General features: G+C 72.8%; 8 protein-coding genes, 1 tRNA gene and 1 rRNA gene. All 10 read right to left on the bottom strand.

Features of this window, described 5'->3' with window-relative positions; all coding sequences use genetic code 11:
* Nucleotides 1-10: 10 nt before the first annotated feature.
* Nucleotides 11-1,030 (bottom strand): glycoside hydrolase family 16 protein, encoded by a 1,020-nt coding sequence (locus EDF42_RS04480; RefSeq protein WP_123671597.1) that lies wholly within the window; start codon nt 1,028-1,030, stop codon nt 11-13.
* Entirely contained in the window at nt 1,015-2,979 is a 1,965-nt protein-coding gene (locus EDF42_RS19340; RefSeq protein ID WP_123671596.1) for a PIG-L family deacetylase, read from the bottom strand. Before EDF42_RS19340 ends, EDF42_RS04480 begins: the two co-directional genes overlap by 16 nt.
* Entirely contained in the window at nt 2,966-6,517 is a 3,552-nt protein-coding gene (locus tag EDF42_RS04470; RefSeq protein ID WP_123671595.1) for a glycosyltransferase, read from the bottom strand. Before EDF42_RS04470 ends, EDF42_RS19340 begins: the two co-directional genes overlap by 14 nt.
* The gene (locus EDF42_RS18835) at nt 6,514-7,476 is read right to left on the bottom strand and encodes a glycosyltransferase family 2 protein (RefSeq protein ID WP_185040774.1); all 963 of its coding nucleotides are present in this window, start codon (nt 7,474-7,476) and stop codon (nt 6,514-6,516) included. Before EDF42_RS18835 ends, EDF42_RS04470 begins: the two co-directional genes overlap by 4 nt.
* Nucleotides 7,473-8,381, bottom strand: a complete 909-nt coding sequence (locus EDF42_RS18830) for a glycosyltransferase family 2 protein (protein WP_185040772.1) — start codon at nt 8,379-8,381, stop codon at nt 7,473-7,475. The genes EDF42_RS18835 and EDF42_RS18830 overlap by 4 nt, the downstream gene beginning before the upstream one ends.
* Nucleotides 8,382-8,863: 482 nt before the next feature.
* The gene (locus EDF42_RS18825; protein ID WP_185040770.1) at nt 8,864-11,665 is read right to left on the bottom strand and encodes an alpha/beta fold hydrolase; all 2,802 of its coding nucleotides are present in this window, start codon (nt 11,663-11,665) and stop codon (nt 8,864-8,866) included.
* A 339-nt stretch (nt 11,666-12,004) separates the two neighbouring features.
* Nucleotides 12,005-12,076: transfer RNA gene (locus tag EDF42_RS04455), tRNA-Gln, on the bottom strand.
* Nucleotides 12,077-12,121: 45 nt separating this feature from the next.
* On the bottom strand, nt 12,122-13,120 hold the full coding sequence (locus tag EDF42_RS04450; RefSeq protein WP_123671593.1) for an NAD(P)/FAD-dependent oxidoreductase: 999 nt from the start codon (nt 13,118-13,120) through the stop codon (nt 12,122-12,124).
* Nucleotides 13,121-13,130: 10 nt separating this feature from the next.
* Complete coding sequence (gene gltX, locus EDF42_RS04445; RefSeq protein WP_123671592.1) at nt 13,131-14,618, bottom strand: glutamate--tRNA ligase; 1,488 nt, start codon at nt 14,616-14,618, stop codon at nt 13,131-13,133.
* Nucleotides 14,619-14,718: 100 nt separating this feature from the next.
* Nucleotides 14,719-14,805: ribosomal RNA gene (gene rrf, locus EDF42_RS04440) — 5S ribosomal RNA — on the bottom strand; the annotation flags it as partial.

Below are 14,805 nucleotides of genomic sequence, written 5' to 3'. Positions count from 1 at the left end.
TCGGCACCGTTCAGTCGTTCGGGACCGTCGTCGCGGTGTCGTCCGGCAGCGACGCGCTCGGCTCGGCACCGTCCGCCGGCACGTCGATCGTCATCCAGTCGATGAGGAGCGACCCGGCGGCGTCCGCCGGTGGGTTCCCGTCGTTCGACCCGGCCTGCACCACCAGGTGCATCCGGGCGGTCGGGATGTTCTCCGTCGTGGTGCCGACGACCTCGTCGTCGACCAGGAAGGACATCCGGTCGGCGGTCCACTCGATCGTGTACGTGTGCCAGTCCTTCAGCGACGCCTCGGTCTGCTGGTGGATGCACTTCTCGGCGGGGTCGGCCAAGCAGTGCACGTTGAGCCAGGCGGGCGCGCCGAGCGCTCCCTCGGGGAAGTCGATCTCTCCGTCCGACCACAGGTTCTCGTCGCTCCACAGCAGCACGGCGACGCCGTAGCCGTCGACCTCGTCGCTGCGCATCCGGATGCTGTACCGGCCGGCGGTCTGCCCACCCCACTCGCCGTCGACGAGCGGCACGACACCGCCGGCCAGCGGCACCCCGGCGCGCGTGGTGCGCAGGCGCACGTCGAGCACGCCGTCGTGCGTCGACAGGGTCGACGCCTGGTAGCGCCCCGTCCCCGCGGTGTCCGCGAACCCGTGGTAGGCGACGAACCGGTCCGAGTACCGGGACTCGAAAGTCCGGTTCGTGGCGGCGTCGGCGAAGTCCTCGCCGAACACCCGGGTCCACCCCTCGGGCTCGGAGCTCGGCATCGAGACGCCGCTCGGGTCGTCGAGGGTCACGTCGTCACCGTTCGCCGTCGTGGTCGCGGTCGTGGTGCCGGCGACGATGCCGGCAGCCACGAGCAGGGCGCCGGCCGCGAACGCGGTCCGGCGGGTGCCGGGGCGCCGTGGCGGTCGGTGCCGGGGCAGGCCGCGACCGTGTGCCGGTGGGGCGCCGTGGGCCGACGCCGCGTCGTCGGCGACGTGTTCCGACCAGGTGGGGCGGGCCTCCTGGCCGTCACCCTGCTCGTCGGTCACCCGGTCGTCCACGCGCGGATCTCGGAGAGTCCCACGTTGCCCGTGCTGTTCGAGACGCCCGTCACCGTGAACCGCACCCAGGTGACGTCACGCGGGGTGAAGTCGACCGTCAGGGCGTCGCCGCTGTTCGGCAGGGTGCCCACCGCGACCTGGCTGCCGTCCGAGAACGTCAGGGTGCCGCTGGTGACCTGGTCCGCGCTGTTCGGGCGGTCGTGCAGGACGATCCGACCGAGGTGCTGCGAGGCGGCCCAGTCCAGCTGGATCCACACCCCGGTCCGGCCCCACGGGGCGACCCACTCGGCCGTCGGGTTGTCGGGGTAGCCCGACACGACGCCGTCGACGGCCTTCGCGACGGTCTGCCCGGTGGACTGGTCGTCCCACGCGGCGGTCGGGGTGGCGGAACCGGTGACGTCCGACAGCGTCGGCGTCGGGTTCGGCGTCGGCGTGGGTGTGGGCGTCGGGGTCGGCGTCGGCGTGGTGTCCGCCGGCCGGAACGCCCGGATCTCGGCGAGGCCGACGTTCCGGGTCGTGCTGCTCACGGAACCGACCGTGAACCGCACCCAGGTGGCCTGGCGGGCGCTGAACGCGACGCGCTGCACGGCTCCCCCGTTGTCGAGCGACGGGACGGCGACGCTGGTGCCGTCGGAGAACGTCAGCGTGCCGCCGGTCACCTGGTCGTCGCTGTTCGGCCGGTCGGCCAGGTCGATCTCGTGCAGGGTCGTGTCGGCGGACCAGTTCAGCTGGATCCACGTGCCCGCGCGGCCACCGGGCGCCGCCCACTCGGCCGTCGGGGCGTCCGGGTAGCCGCTCACGACGCCGTCGACGGCCTTCACGGCGGTCTGGCCGTCGGCCGGGTTCTCGGCGCTCGCGGTGACGGTCGCGCCGGCGGTGACGTCGGTGCCCTGCGAGGTCGGCGGGTCCGTCGGGGGCTGGGCCGACGAGCCGACGGCGTACTGCCGGCTCAGCCAGGAGCCCTCCGGGCGCGACGCGCAGGCGGAGGTGGACCCGCAGGTCTCACCGTCGTACGCGGCGTACGCGAAGAAGGCGGCGGCCTTCGCGGCCGTCTGCGCGGAACTCAGGTTCGACGGGCGGTCCGCGATCGGGTACCCGAGGTAGCCCGTGAACGTGTGCGCCGCCGTGTAGGCGGACTGCGCCTGGTCGGCGAGGTACGCGACGGTGTGGTGATCGCTGTGGTCGCCGTCGCCGTACGTGCCGCCGTGGTCGAGCGTGTGGATCTCGGTCGGCGCGTACCCGGTGACGAGCCCGGAGAACGTCGCGCGCAGGTCGGTCAGCGAGAAGGAGGTCGGTTGGGCTGCCCCGGCGACGGTGTGGATCGTGGAGATCTGACCCGTGTAGAGCTTCTCCAGGCTCTCGCTGCCCGTGGCCGCGAAGCCGGAGCCGTCGATGTTGCCGTCCGGCAGCTCGAGGAACACCAGGCTGAGCCGTGGCGCCGTCGCCAGGGTCGCGGCACGGAGCGTGTGGCCGGCGACCGAGAGCTGCCCGGCGGTCCAGGTCGAGGAGACGCCGGCGATCGACGCGTACGACGCCATCAACCCGTTCTCGCGGGACTGCCAGTACCAGGCGGGCTTGCCGGCGTCACCGGCGGTGACGATGACCGAACGGACGCACTTGCCGGCGTCGATGTCCGCGCGGAGCTCGGTTCCGGAGAACAGCAGGTCGTCATCGGCGTGCGCCACCATCGTGAGGACCCGGCCGGCGCTGCAGTCGGCGTTCGCGGCGGCCGTGCCACCCGTCGGTGTGCTGCTGGGCGTCGGCGTGCTGGTCGGCGTGCTCGGCGGCGGTGTCTTCCGGCCTCGTGCGTCGGCGGACATCGCACCGCCGGGTCCGGCGATGACGGCGACGACGACCGCCAGGACCCCCAGGACCGCCGCGGCGGACGCGGCGCGCGTGCGCCACGTCCGCCGGGAGGCCCGGGCCGTGCGTTCCTCAGTTCGTCGCATGCGCCAGCCCAGCCGGGGTCAGTTCGTAGACGGCGGTGGTGCCGGAGCCGAAGACGCGCTTCCAGTAGGGCGAGTCGGCCATCGCGGCCGCGAGCTCCTGGTAGTCGGCGTCGGTCTGGTACCCGTACCGCTCGTCGTAGGCGCCGAAGGGCTCGGCGACCAGTGCGTAGTACTTCGTCGCCGACCAGTCCAGGACGAGCTGGCGGGTCATCGTGGACACGTCGGCCTCGGCGTCGTAGCCCTCCGGCTCCGGGTACGCCCCGAGGGCCTCGCGCGACAGCGCCCCGACGTCGAAGTAGCGTGCACCGGTGTTGCTCGGGACGGCGTTCGCCGAACCGGTCAGCAGCATCATGGAGCCCTTCGGCGCGGTCGCGTCGTAGAACTGCGTCGCCGCCGACTGGCTGCGCGTCGGGACGCGGTTCCAGTCGAGGGCGGTCTGGCCGAACGCGCCGATCCCGACCATCGCGGCGACCGCGGCCGCAGCGATGACGACCTTGACCGCCGTGGGTCGCACCATACGGGTGACGAGTCGACCGACGGGAGCCAGCCGGCCGCTGGGCATCGGGAGCCCCGCCGCCAGGATCGCGATCCACGGTGTCGCGAACAGCACGACGCGGAAGATGCCCTCCTGGCCGTAGTTCGTCGCGACGAGCAGCGAGATCGGGCTCGCCGCCGTGGCCAGCAGTCCCCAGTGCACGCGGTCGCGGCGCATCAGCACGGTGATCACGGCGACGAGGCCGAGGACCACGAGGGCCGCCGCGGGGATGTCGAACGCGAGCCGTGTGACGAGCGGCTTCGGCAGGACCGTCATGTCGTGCGACGGCGGCTGCACGTTGTCGAGCACCTTGCCGACGGCCCCCAGGGACAGGAACTTGCCCAGGATGTCGTCGTTCAGCAGGGCGAAGCCGACAGCGGGGACGAGCACCACGACGGGGAGCCACCAGGGGCGGAGCAGTCGGAACACGATGAGCGTCACGAGTGCGGCGACCGTCAGGTACGGCGAGATCTGGTGGGTGACGACCAGCACGATGCCGATCAGGGTGATCGCGATGATCCGCGACAGGCCGACGCGGCGGGCCCGCAGGATCGTCGAGCGGACGCCGTCGGCGGCGGTCGCCGCGGTGCGTCGCAGCGGGCCGACGGCCAGCACGAGGATCACCAGGGACATCAGGATGCCCACCGACTGCGGCGAGAAGTACGTCGTGTTGAGCGAGCCGGTCATCGCGGTCAGGAACGCGGCGATCCAGGGGCGACGGTTGCCCGGCAGCCAGTTGGCGGCCAGGACCCCGACGGCGATCGTCGTGCTGAAGGCCAGCAGGACGGGGACCCACGCGGCGATGGTCATCGCGTTGTCGATCCCGCCGACGTCCGCGACCCAGGCGCCGCCGGCGAACAGGCCGGACCACGTCTGGAAGATGTCGGCGGTCGGGTTCGTCGAGCCCCAGCGGCGGATGTACTCGAGCACGCCGATGTGGCGGGCGGCCGCCATCACGGTGGGCATGCCGTAGGTGATGGCCTGGGCGAGCTGGATCGAGCCGCCGAGCACGACGACCGGGATCGCGAGTCCGCGACCGCGCACCAGGGCGACGACGGCAGCGGCGACGACGAGCGCCAGTCCGATGACCAGGCCCGGACCGAGCGACCCGAACAGCCCGTCCGGCACCGGGTCGCCGATGTGCGTGAGCGCGGCGACGACGATGACGAGCAGCCCGAGGACCGAGCCGGCGGTGACGGTGTTGGTGGTGGTCCAGCGACGGGCCGTGGCGCCCTCGGCGGCCGGCTCGAGGCGGGCGCGCTGCAGTTCGGCGACGTCACGCGGCACGGCGATCGCGAGGGCGACGGCGGTGAGGACGACGACCCCGACGAACGGTGCCGTCGGGTTCCAGAGCTGGAACGTCGCCATCGTGTAGCCGATGCCGATCGTGCCGACGAGCGACGCCGTGACCGCGAAGACGCTGAAGCGTGCCAGCGGCATCGGGCGGACGAGCAGGAGGGGTGCGACGCCGAGCAGCGCGAACAGGTACACACCGATCGCGCTCCCCCGCAGTACCGGGAGTCCGGCGATCGCGGCGACCCCGGCGACGAGGAGCGTCAGGACGACGATCGCCGCTGCGGTGAGTCGTGCGATCGGGCTCATCGCGTCCACCGCGAGCGGGCGGGCGGGACCGGCCGAGGCCAGGCCGTGCCGGAGCTCGTGGCGACCACGGGCGTTCCGGTCGATCGTGCCGCCGCCACGCAGGCGTTCGACGAGCGCCAGGAACGGCGCCGTCAGGACCGAGCGCTGCTCGACCCCGCGCAGCCGCCGCTGGGTGGCGGCGAACTCGGCGTCGACCGCGTCGGGCACGCGGTCCGCGTCACCGGGCTGGTCGCCGGCGATGTCCGTCGCACGGTCGCCCTGCTCGAGGCCGAGTCGTGCGAAGGCGCTGAGCGCCTCGGGCGCTGCGTCCACCGATGCGGTGAGCGACTCGCGGTCGATGGCGTTCTTGGTCATCCAGGCTCCGAGTCCGTGGCCGTGCGCGGCTGCAGCGGCGCGGAGCGACGCGACGTCGTCCGCCGATCGCTGCCACGCGATGGCGGCCGGTTCGACGGCGATCGCGGATCCGGCGAACAGCAGTCGTGTGAAGAGGTCGAGGTCGTCGCCGGCACCGACGCGGGTGCCCGGTCCGAAGGCGGTGTCGAAGCCGCCGATCCGGAGCGCGGTCGCGCGGTGCACGGCGAGGTTGTCACCGGTGCCGTAGGCAGCGGCGGCGAAGGGGTGGTGCGGGGGCGCGTCGTCGGTGTCGTCGAGGCGGAACACCCGACGGCGGACGGTGCGGCCGGCCGCGGTGCGGTCGTCGTGCCAGCGCTGCGCGGGGGTGCGCAGTTCGGCGCTGGGGACGAGCCCGGTGACGCAGGCGACGTCGGGGTCCGCGGCGAAGGCGGTGGCCAACGCGGCGACCCAGTCGCCGTCGACGACGGCGCCCTCGGCGACGAACGCGACGACCTTGCCGCTCGCGGCGAGGAGTCCGGCGTTGCGGGCGGCGGCGAGGCCACCGGTCGGCGCGGCGATCGTGGTGACGCGCCGACCGCCGATCTCGACCGTCGCGGTGCCGCTGTCGTCGGCGCCGTGCGAGACGACGACGACGTCGAAGTCGGGGTACTCGTTGGCGAGCACCGACCGCATGGTGGTGCCAGCGGCCCCGTCCGTGCAGAGCACCACGGTGACGGACGGCAGCACCAGACCTGCTGCCGGCCGACGCTCGGGCACCGGCATCGGCCGGATCGCGCGCTGGAGGGTGCGGACGTCGATGGTCCCGCCGATGCGGCGACGCTCGGTGATGTCCGCCTCGACGAAGCCGAGCGGCTCGCCGTGGTCGCGGACGAGCAGTCGGGCGCGCCCGTAGCCCGCGGCGCCCTCGAGTGCGACCACGTCACGGTGGCTGGACGCGTGCACGTCGGCGCGGTCGACCTCGCCGACCCACAGGGCGCCGTCCCACGTCGGGGACAGCGGCCCGGTCACGATCGGCGAGATGACCATCGCCAGGGTCGCGCGGGTCACCGCGTCCCCACCGGCTGGGGGACGGGGGCGGCCGCCGGGGTGCGGACGACGACGCCGCCGAGGACACGACCGACGGCGTAGCCCGTGACGGTCGACGCGACGGAGAGCACGATCGCGAAGGCACGCAGGGCACCGCCGCGACCGATGTGGCGCAGTTCGCGCAGCACCGCTCCGGGGATGACCTTCGTCAGGTACGTCGACTCGCTGGCGAGCGAGTCACCCGTGCCGACGCGACGGCTCAGGACGGCCTTCGAGATGCCCTCGTAGTAGCTGCGACGGCGCAGGTAGCGCATCGTCACGCGGTCCGGGGAGACCCGGTGCGAGACGTTCGAGCGCGGTTCGTGCCGGATGCGCGCACCCGGACGGGCCTGGGCGATGCGGATGCAGAGTTCGGTCTCCTCGCAGCCGAGCGGCTGGTTGCCGACGCGGCCGATGCCGGAGCGGAACCCGCCGGCGAGCATGATCGCGTCACGGCGGAACGCCATGCTCGAGCCGATGACGTTGCGCACGTCGCCGGGGGTCTCGGGCAGGCCACGGTAGGAGCAGCCGACGATCCAGAGGAGTTCGTCGGCGTACGGGCCGGCACCGGTCGCGGTGGGCCAGGACGGTGTGGCCCGGCCGCCGACGCCGACGACGTCCGGGTCCTCGAGGGCGGTGAGCATGTGGCCGAGCCAGTCCGGGTCGGCGGTCGCGTCGTCGTCCAGGAACGCGACGACGTCGGCGTCGGTGAGGGCGACCCCCGTGTTGCGGGCGCCGGACAGGCCGCGGTCCTCGGTGTTCGGGACGACGCGGAGCTCGGGCCAGCGCGCCGCGGCGCGGACGAGGAGCTCGGGTTCGTGGTCGATCACGACGACGACCTCGGGGGCCTCGGGCTGGCGCTTGGCGGACTCGACGCTGTCCTGCAGGTCGCCCCAGCGCTGCTGGGTGTAGGCGCAGATGACGACCGCGACGGTCGTCACGCGACTTCCTCCTCGAGGCTGGCCACGGCGGCGACGGGGGCGCCGTGCGGGGCGTGCCCGGCCGCGTGGACCGGAGCGTGCGGTGCGGCGGCGTGCGGTACGGCGGCCAGCTGCTCGGCCGGCGGCACGACGCTCATCGCGGCGCGACGGACCTCGGAGCGGCCGATCGCTGCGCGACGACGCTCGTGCATGATCGACTTCAGCACCCGGATGCCGTCGGTCACGGCGTTCAGGTTGCTCGAGCCGTGCACGCGGAGCTTCTCGTGGCTGGGGACCTCGGTGATCGCGAGCTCGGCGGCCGACCAGCGGCAGGTGAGCACGGTCTCGATCTCGAACCCGTCGCCCCAGAGCATCGAGCCGTCGGACGGCTTCGGCAGCTCGGAGGACAGCAGGCCGATCTCCGGCAGGACGTCGGCCCAGAAGGCGTTGTAGCCGTAGCAGAGGTCGCTGTAGCGGGTGCCGAGGATGATGTTGCAGAGCATGTTCAGGCCACGGTTGCCCAGGTTGCGGACGATCGTGATGTCGTCGCTGCCGCCGCCGAGCGAGTAGCGGGTGCCCTTCGCGACGTCGGCGCCCTCGACGAGCGCCTGCACGAAGCGCGGGATCTCGTCCGGGTCGGCGGAGCAGTCGGCGTCGAACATGACGACGACGTCGCCGGTGACGGCCTCGAACCCGCAGGCGAGGGCGTTGCCCTTGCCCTTGCGGGTCTGGTGCACGACGCGGATGTCGGGCATCACGCGCTGCGCGGTGGCGATGGTGTCGTCGACGGAGTTGCCGTCGACCAGGATCACCTCGTACACCGGCGGGAGCTTCGGCAGGATGATCTCGAGGTTTCGGGCCTCGTTCCGCGCCGGGATGACGACGGAGACCCTCGGGTCTGCAGGGCGAACGGTACGTGCGGGCATGGGCGCGGTCCTGTCGGGTCAGGGTTGCTGTCGGGTTGTGGCTCGTGTGACGAGCGGCGCGTCCTCGGATGACGCATCGACGACGGTGACCGTCGTCGGTCGAGCAGCGGGACGCGGGTACGACGCCGCCGGCTTCGCAGGTGAGTGGGTACTCTCCCCCGCGTGTCCAACCATCGTCGCGGGCTGGCAGGCGGTCAATGCGCGGTGCGGTCCATTGCGGACACTCGGCCGCGGATACGGAAACCCGCAACACCGCGCGGCCACGTGCCGTGGACGCACCGACAGGCGGACGGGCGCGCCCCGCAGAGCGGCAACGCGAAGCGTTGCGCGGGGCGCGCCGACCGAGCCTGCGAGGGAGGTGTGCCAGCTGGCCCCGCGCCTCCCGTCCGCTTCCTGGTCGCGACCACCGCACCCGGTGAGCAGAAGACGTCGCCTCCGGACCGCGGAGGCGACGTCTTCTGCTCACTCGATGCGCACCCGGCTCAGTCCCGGGCCGCGCCCTCCGTCGCGAACGCCGCACGCAGCGCCGTCGCGAGGTCGGCCACGTGCGGTTCCCGCAGCAGCGAGCTGTGCTCGGCCGCGATCCGCACGGTCTCGGTCCGCCCGCGCAGCAGCGCAGACCAGCCGGTCGCGTCCGGGTTCGCATCGGCGAGCACGTACGTCGCCCGTCCGTGGAACGGCGTCGGGTGGTGCCGCCGGGTGACGAGCTCGGCCTGGTCGAAGAAGGCGTCGAAGTCCTTCTGCCCGCCGTGCCGCAGCACACCAGCGCTGTAGGCCCGCGCGCGCTTCGCGACGTGCTCGCCCCACGACATGCCGGACGGCATGACCCGCCGGACGGCCCCGGCGAGGCGCTGACCGACGGCACGGACGGCGGGGTTGCGGTGTTCCCGGGGCTCGAGCCGTCCGAAGTGCTTCCGAACCCCCTCGGCCCCGGTCCGCGGCAGGTAGGTGTCCAGCAGCGCGACGTGCTCGACCTGCTCGCCGCTCTCGGTGAGCAGCCGGGCGATCTCGAGCGCGATCAGCCCGCCGAGCGAGTGGCCGACCAGCAGGTACGGTCCGCGCGGCTGCACGATGCGCATCAGGGCGACGTACCGGCGGGCGCTGGCCTGGATGCTCCAGTCCGGCATGCCCCGACGCTCGAGGCCGTGCTGCTGGAACGCGTACACGTCGTGCTCGGGCAGGTAGCGGGACAACGGCAGGAACGTCAGGGCGAGCGCACCACCGCCGGCGAAGCAGAACACCGGCGGGCGGCCGGACTCGCGCGCGCCGGACACCTTGACCACGTCGGGGTGGCTCGGCAGCGCCGTCGTGCCGCTCCGCACCCGTCGGGCGAACGCCCGGAGCGTCGGGTGCTGCAGGACGTCCGACGAGCGCAGGTCGATGCCGAGCCGGGTGTGCACGAGCGCGAGCATCTCCTCCGCCGACAACGAGTCGCCGCCGAGGGCCGAGAAGTCCTCGTCGAGGTGGACGCCTCGAAGGCCCAGCACCTCGGCCCAGATCTGCCCGACCACGAGCTCCCACTGGTCGTACTCGCCCTCGACCATCTCGGTCTCGATGCTCGGCGCACCAGGCAGCTCGGCCCGGTCGACCTTGCCGCGTTCGTTCCGCGGCAGCTCGGTCATCGGCACGATCGACGCCGGCACCATGTACTCCGGCAGGCGGTCGCGCAGGGCCAGGCGCAGGGCCGCGGGCGCGGGCGTGCGCTGGCCCGGACGGCCGACGACGTACGCGACCAGGCGGGTGACGGCGGGCGGGTCGACCTGCGCGGTGACGACGGCGTCGTGCACCTCGGGGATCGCGCGGAGCGCCGCCTCGACCTCGCTCGGTTCCACGAGGTACCCGCGGACCTTGACGGCGTCGTCGGAGCGTCCGAGCAGCACGAGCCGGCCGTCCGGCTCGATCCGGGCGAGGTCGCCCTGGCGCCAGGTCGGCGTGCCGTCGTCGGTGCGTCCGGCGCGCTCGGCGGTCTTCTCCGGGGCGCCCCAGTACCCGGCGGTCAGGCCCTGGGAGACGATGACGAGTTCGCCGGTCTCCCCCGGGTCGGCGGGGCTGCCGTCCTCGCGCAGCACGAGCACCTGCTTGCCGGGCAGCGGCCACCCAGCGGGCACCACGCCCTCGGGCACCGGGGCACCGGGCTCCACGGGGCAGTACGCCACGCAGCCGGTCTCGCTCGACCCGAAGGCGTTCAGCAGCAGGGTCGTCGGGTCGAGGTGCGGTCGGGCGGCGGCGATGTCGGCGCCGGTCACCGCCTCGCCGGTGGTCATCAGGAAGCGGAGGCCGCCGAGCGCAGGACCCGCCCCGGACGCCTTCGCCCCGGGAGCCGTCTGCGAGCCGACGATCGACCGCAGCAGGTGCGGGGTGCAGACGAGGACGTTCACGCCCCCGTCGGCGAACCGTGCGAGCAGGCGTTCGACGCCGAGCTCGCGGGGTTCGAGGAGCACGACGCTGCCACCGCTCAGCAGCGTGTCGAAGGAGAACAGCAGACCGGCGGCGAACGACAGCGGCAGGACCACGCCGAGGCGGTCGCCGGGTCCGGTGCCGAGGGCGACGGCGTCCTGCTCGGCGTTCGCGAGCTGCTGCCGGTGCGTCAGGACGACGCCCTTCGGCATGCCCGTCGAGCCGGAGGTGAACACGATCGCGAACGCGTCGTGGCCGCCCGGGCGGGTGCCGGCCGCGGTGTCCGTCTCTGTTTCGCTGCCCGCGGTCTCGCCGCCGGTTGTCTCGCTGCCCGCTGTCTCGCTGCCCGCGGTCTCGCTGCCCGCTGTCTCGCCGCGTCGTTCGATCAGCTCGTCGAGTGCGTGCACCCGGCCGTCACGGTCGGCGACGACGGTCGCCGCCAGGTCGGCGCGCGCGGCGTCCGCCACGATCTCGTCGACCCCGGCGAGCTGCGCGACGTGCCCGAGGCGGACCGCTGGCAGGTGCTCGTCGAGCACCACCACGGTTCGCCCCGCGCGGACGAGCGCCAGGATCGCGACGACGGCCTCGGTGGTCTGGCCGGCCATGACGCCGACCGGCTTCGACGCGCCACCGGCCACGGCGCCGACGCCGGCACCACTGTGGTCGTCGGGTCGGAGCTCGGCCCCGAGCACCGACGCGAGGTCGCGCGCCGCCCGGTCCGCCTCGGTGAACGTGTAGGGGCGGCCGTCCCCGGCGAGCGCAGCGGCGTCACCGTGGAGCGCGACCACACGGTCCCAGCGGTCCAGTACGGAGTGGTCGTCGGCCAGCGGGATCGCGGCGCGGTGAGTCCAGTGCTCGGTCGTCGTCAGCGGGTCGGCGGAGGTCACGATGACACCTCGGATGCTCGTCGGCGGGCCGCCGCGGGTCTCGCGCCGGTCCTGCGACGGTACGTCCGACGCGGTACGGCCCACGAGCCGTGTCGCGCGGGGTGCGGGGTCACGCAACCCGACCGGGAGGCCCGGCGCACCTCCGCCAGCGTGCCCGGCCCCCGGACGGGGACGGTCCAGGGCCGGGGGCGGCCCGGGTGGGCGCGGAGCATCGTGCGGTTCCGCGCAACCTCGGGATGCGCAGTCCGGAGCCTGTGGATCTCCGATCGAGGCGATGGAGGCGCACGAGTCCGGGAACGAGAACAGCCCCCGGGGATCCCGGGGGCTGTTCTTCGAGTGCTGGGGTACCTGGACTCGAACCAAGAACGACGGTACCAGAAACCGCTGTGTTGCCAATTACACCATACCCCAAAAGGCCTGCTGGCCTTCTGTCCCCGTTGTCCGGGGCACGATCAACTACTGTACAGCATCCCGGAGGTCCACGAGACCACCCACGAGGTCTCGGTGCACCGCCGCTGCCGTCGTGGCACCGTGCCCGGCGGCGACGATGAGCTGCTCCGGCCCGGGAGGGGTCACGTCCCCCACGGCGTACAGCCCGGGAACCGTGGTCCGGCCGACCCGGTCGACGACGAGGAGTCCGTGGGCATCGCGCTCCGGGGCCGTCGGCGCGCCGGGCGTGTCGGTGCGCAGCCAGTCGAGGTCGGCGTGCCACGTCGGTCGGACGAACCCGCCCGTCCGCGGCTCCACGTGGCCGTCGACCAACCGGACCCCGGTCATGCCGGTCCGGTCGCCCTCGAGGTCCTCGATCACCCGTTCGTCGACCACGACGCCGGCACGTGCCAGCCGGGCTCGCCCCGCGTCGTCGAGCGGGGCGACACCGTTCGTGTACACGATGAGGTCGTCGGCCCAGGCCGCGATGAGCAGTGCCCGGTCCACGACGTCGTCGGTCTCGCAGATGAACGCGAGGGGCTCCCCCGCCTTCTCGTACGCATCGCACTCGACGCAGCTGTGCACCGCGGTGCCGTAGAACGCACGGAGCATCGGCAGTGCCGGGAACTCCTCGCGCAGCCCCGTGGCGACGACGACGGTCCGCGCCCGCGCGTCCACCTCGGCACCGCGCCAGGTCCCGTGCAGCCGCCAGCCGTCGGCGTCGGGGGTCACCAGGTCGACCACGGCCTGCACGATCGTCGCCTCGGGGTACTGCTCGACCTCGGCGCGACCGAGCTTCCGGAGCTCGAGCGGGGAGATCCCGTCACGCGTCAGGAAGCCGTGCGACCGCAGGGTCGCGGCGTTGCGTGGCCGGTTGGCGTCGACGAGGAGCACCGTGCGCTTCGCCCGCACCAGGTTGAGCGCAGCGCTCAAGCCGGCCGGTCCGGCACCGATGACCGCGACGTCGTGGACGACCGGGGTACTCGGCGCGTCCGTGGGTCCTGCAGCGCTTCCCGCGGTGCTCATCGTTCGCCGTTCAGCGGACCGCGAGGGCGCGGAGCCGCGTCAGGGTGGACTCCTTGCCGAGGATCTCCATCGACTCGAAGAGCGGCGGGCTGATCCGGCGCCCGGAGACCGCCACGCGCAGCGGACCGAAGGCGACACGGGGCTTCAGCCCGAGGTCGTCGATGAGCGCCGTGCGGAGGGCACCCTCGATCGCCTCGGTGCGCCAGTCGTCGAGCTGCTCGAGCGCCGCGATGCCGGCCGTGAGCACGGCGCCGGTGTCGCCCTTGAGCGATGCCAGTGCGTCGTCCTCGACCACCAGGTCGGCATCGGCGGTGAACAGGAACCCGAGCATCGCCGGGGCCTCACCGAGCAGCTGCATGCGCTCCTGGACGAGCGGCGCCGCCTTCGTCAGGACCTCGGTCTGCTCCGCGGTCGGTGGGTCGGCCACGAGGTCGGTCAGGTACGGCAGCAGCCGGGAGCGGAAGTCCGACGGCTCGAGCAGCCGGATGTGGTCGCCGTTGATCGCCTCGGCCTTCTTGTGGTCGAACCGTGCCGGGTTCGGGTTGACGTCGGTGACGTCGAACGCCGCCACCATCTCGTCGATCGAGAAGACGTCTCGGTCGGCACCGATCGACCAGCCGAGCAGGGCCAGGTAGTTGACGAGCCCCTCGGGGATCATGCCGGCGTCGCGGTGGTGGAACAGGTTCGCCTCGGGGTCGCGCTTCGAGAGCTTCTTGTTGCCCTCGCCCATGACGTACGGCAGGTGGCCGAACACCGGGATCGCCGGAGCCAGCCCGATCTCGTACAGCGCCTCGTACAGGGCGATCTGCCGCGGGGTCGACGACAGCAGGTCCTCGCCACGGAGGACGTGCGTGATGCCCATCAGGGCGTCGTCCACCGGGTTCGTGAACGTGTACAGCGGCTTGCCGTTCGGCCGGACGACCACGAAGTCCGGGAACGTCCCCTGCTTGAAGGTGATCTCGCCACGGACGAGGTCGTCGAAGCTCAGGTCACGGTCCGGGACCCGGAGTCGCAGCGCCGGCTCGCGGCCCTGGTCGCGGAACGCCTGGCGCTCGTCGTCGGACAGGTCCCGCTCGTGGTTGTCGTAGCCCTGCTTCGGATCGCGCCCGGCGGCCTTGTTGCGCGCCTCCATCTCCTCGGGGGTGACGAAGGACTCGTAGATGTGCCCGGACGCCTTGAGCTTCGCGATGACGTCGTCGTAGATCGCGGTGCGCTCCGACTGCCGGTACGGTCCGTGCTCGCCCCCAGCGTCGACGCCCTCGTCCCAGTCCAGCCGGAGCCAGCGCAGCCCGTCGAGGATCTGCGCGTAGGACTCTTCGCTGTCCCGCGCGGCGTCGGTGTCCTCGATGCGGAACACGAGCTTGCCGCCGGTGTGGCGTGCGTACGCCCAGTTGAAGAGCGCCGTGCGGATGAGCCCCACGTGCGGGGTCCCCGTCGGGCTCGGGCAGAAACGGACGCGGATCTCGGATCCGGAAGCAGTGGTGAATGGCGCAGTCATGACCCGCCAATGCTACCGTCACGCCCTGCTCGGCAGACCCGTGAACGCAGAAAACCCCTGACCAGTGCTGGTCAGGGGTTCCCTGGTGTTACTACGTTAAGTCCGGCGGCGTCCTACTCTCCCACAAGGTCCCCCTTGCAGTACCATCGGCGCTGAGAGGCTTAGCTTCCGGGTTCGGAATGTGACC

Source organism: Curtobacterium sp. PhB172 (genome assembly GCF_003752545.1).
Taxonomy (GTDB): domain Bacteria; phylum Actinomycetota; class Actinomycetes; order Actinomycetales; family Microbacteriaceae; genus Curtobacterium.
Note: the sequence above shows the minus strand (reverse complement) of the source record. Positions and strands in the feature narration are given on the sequence as shown.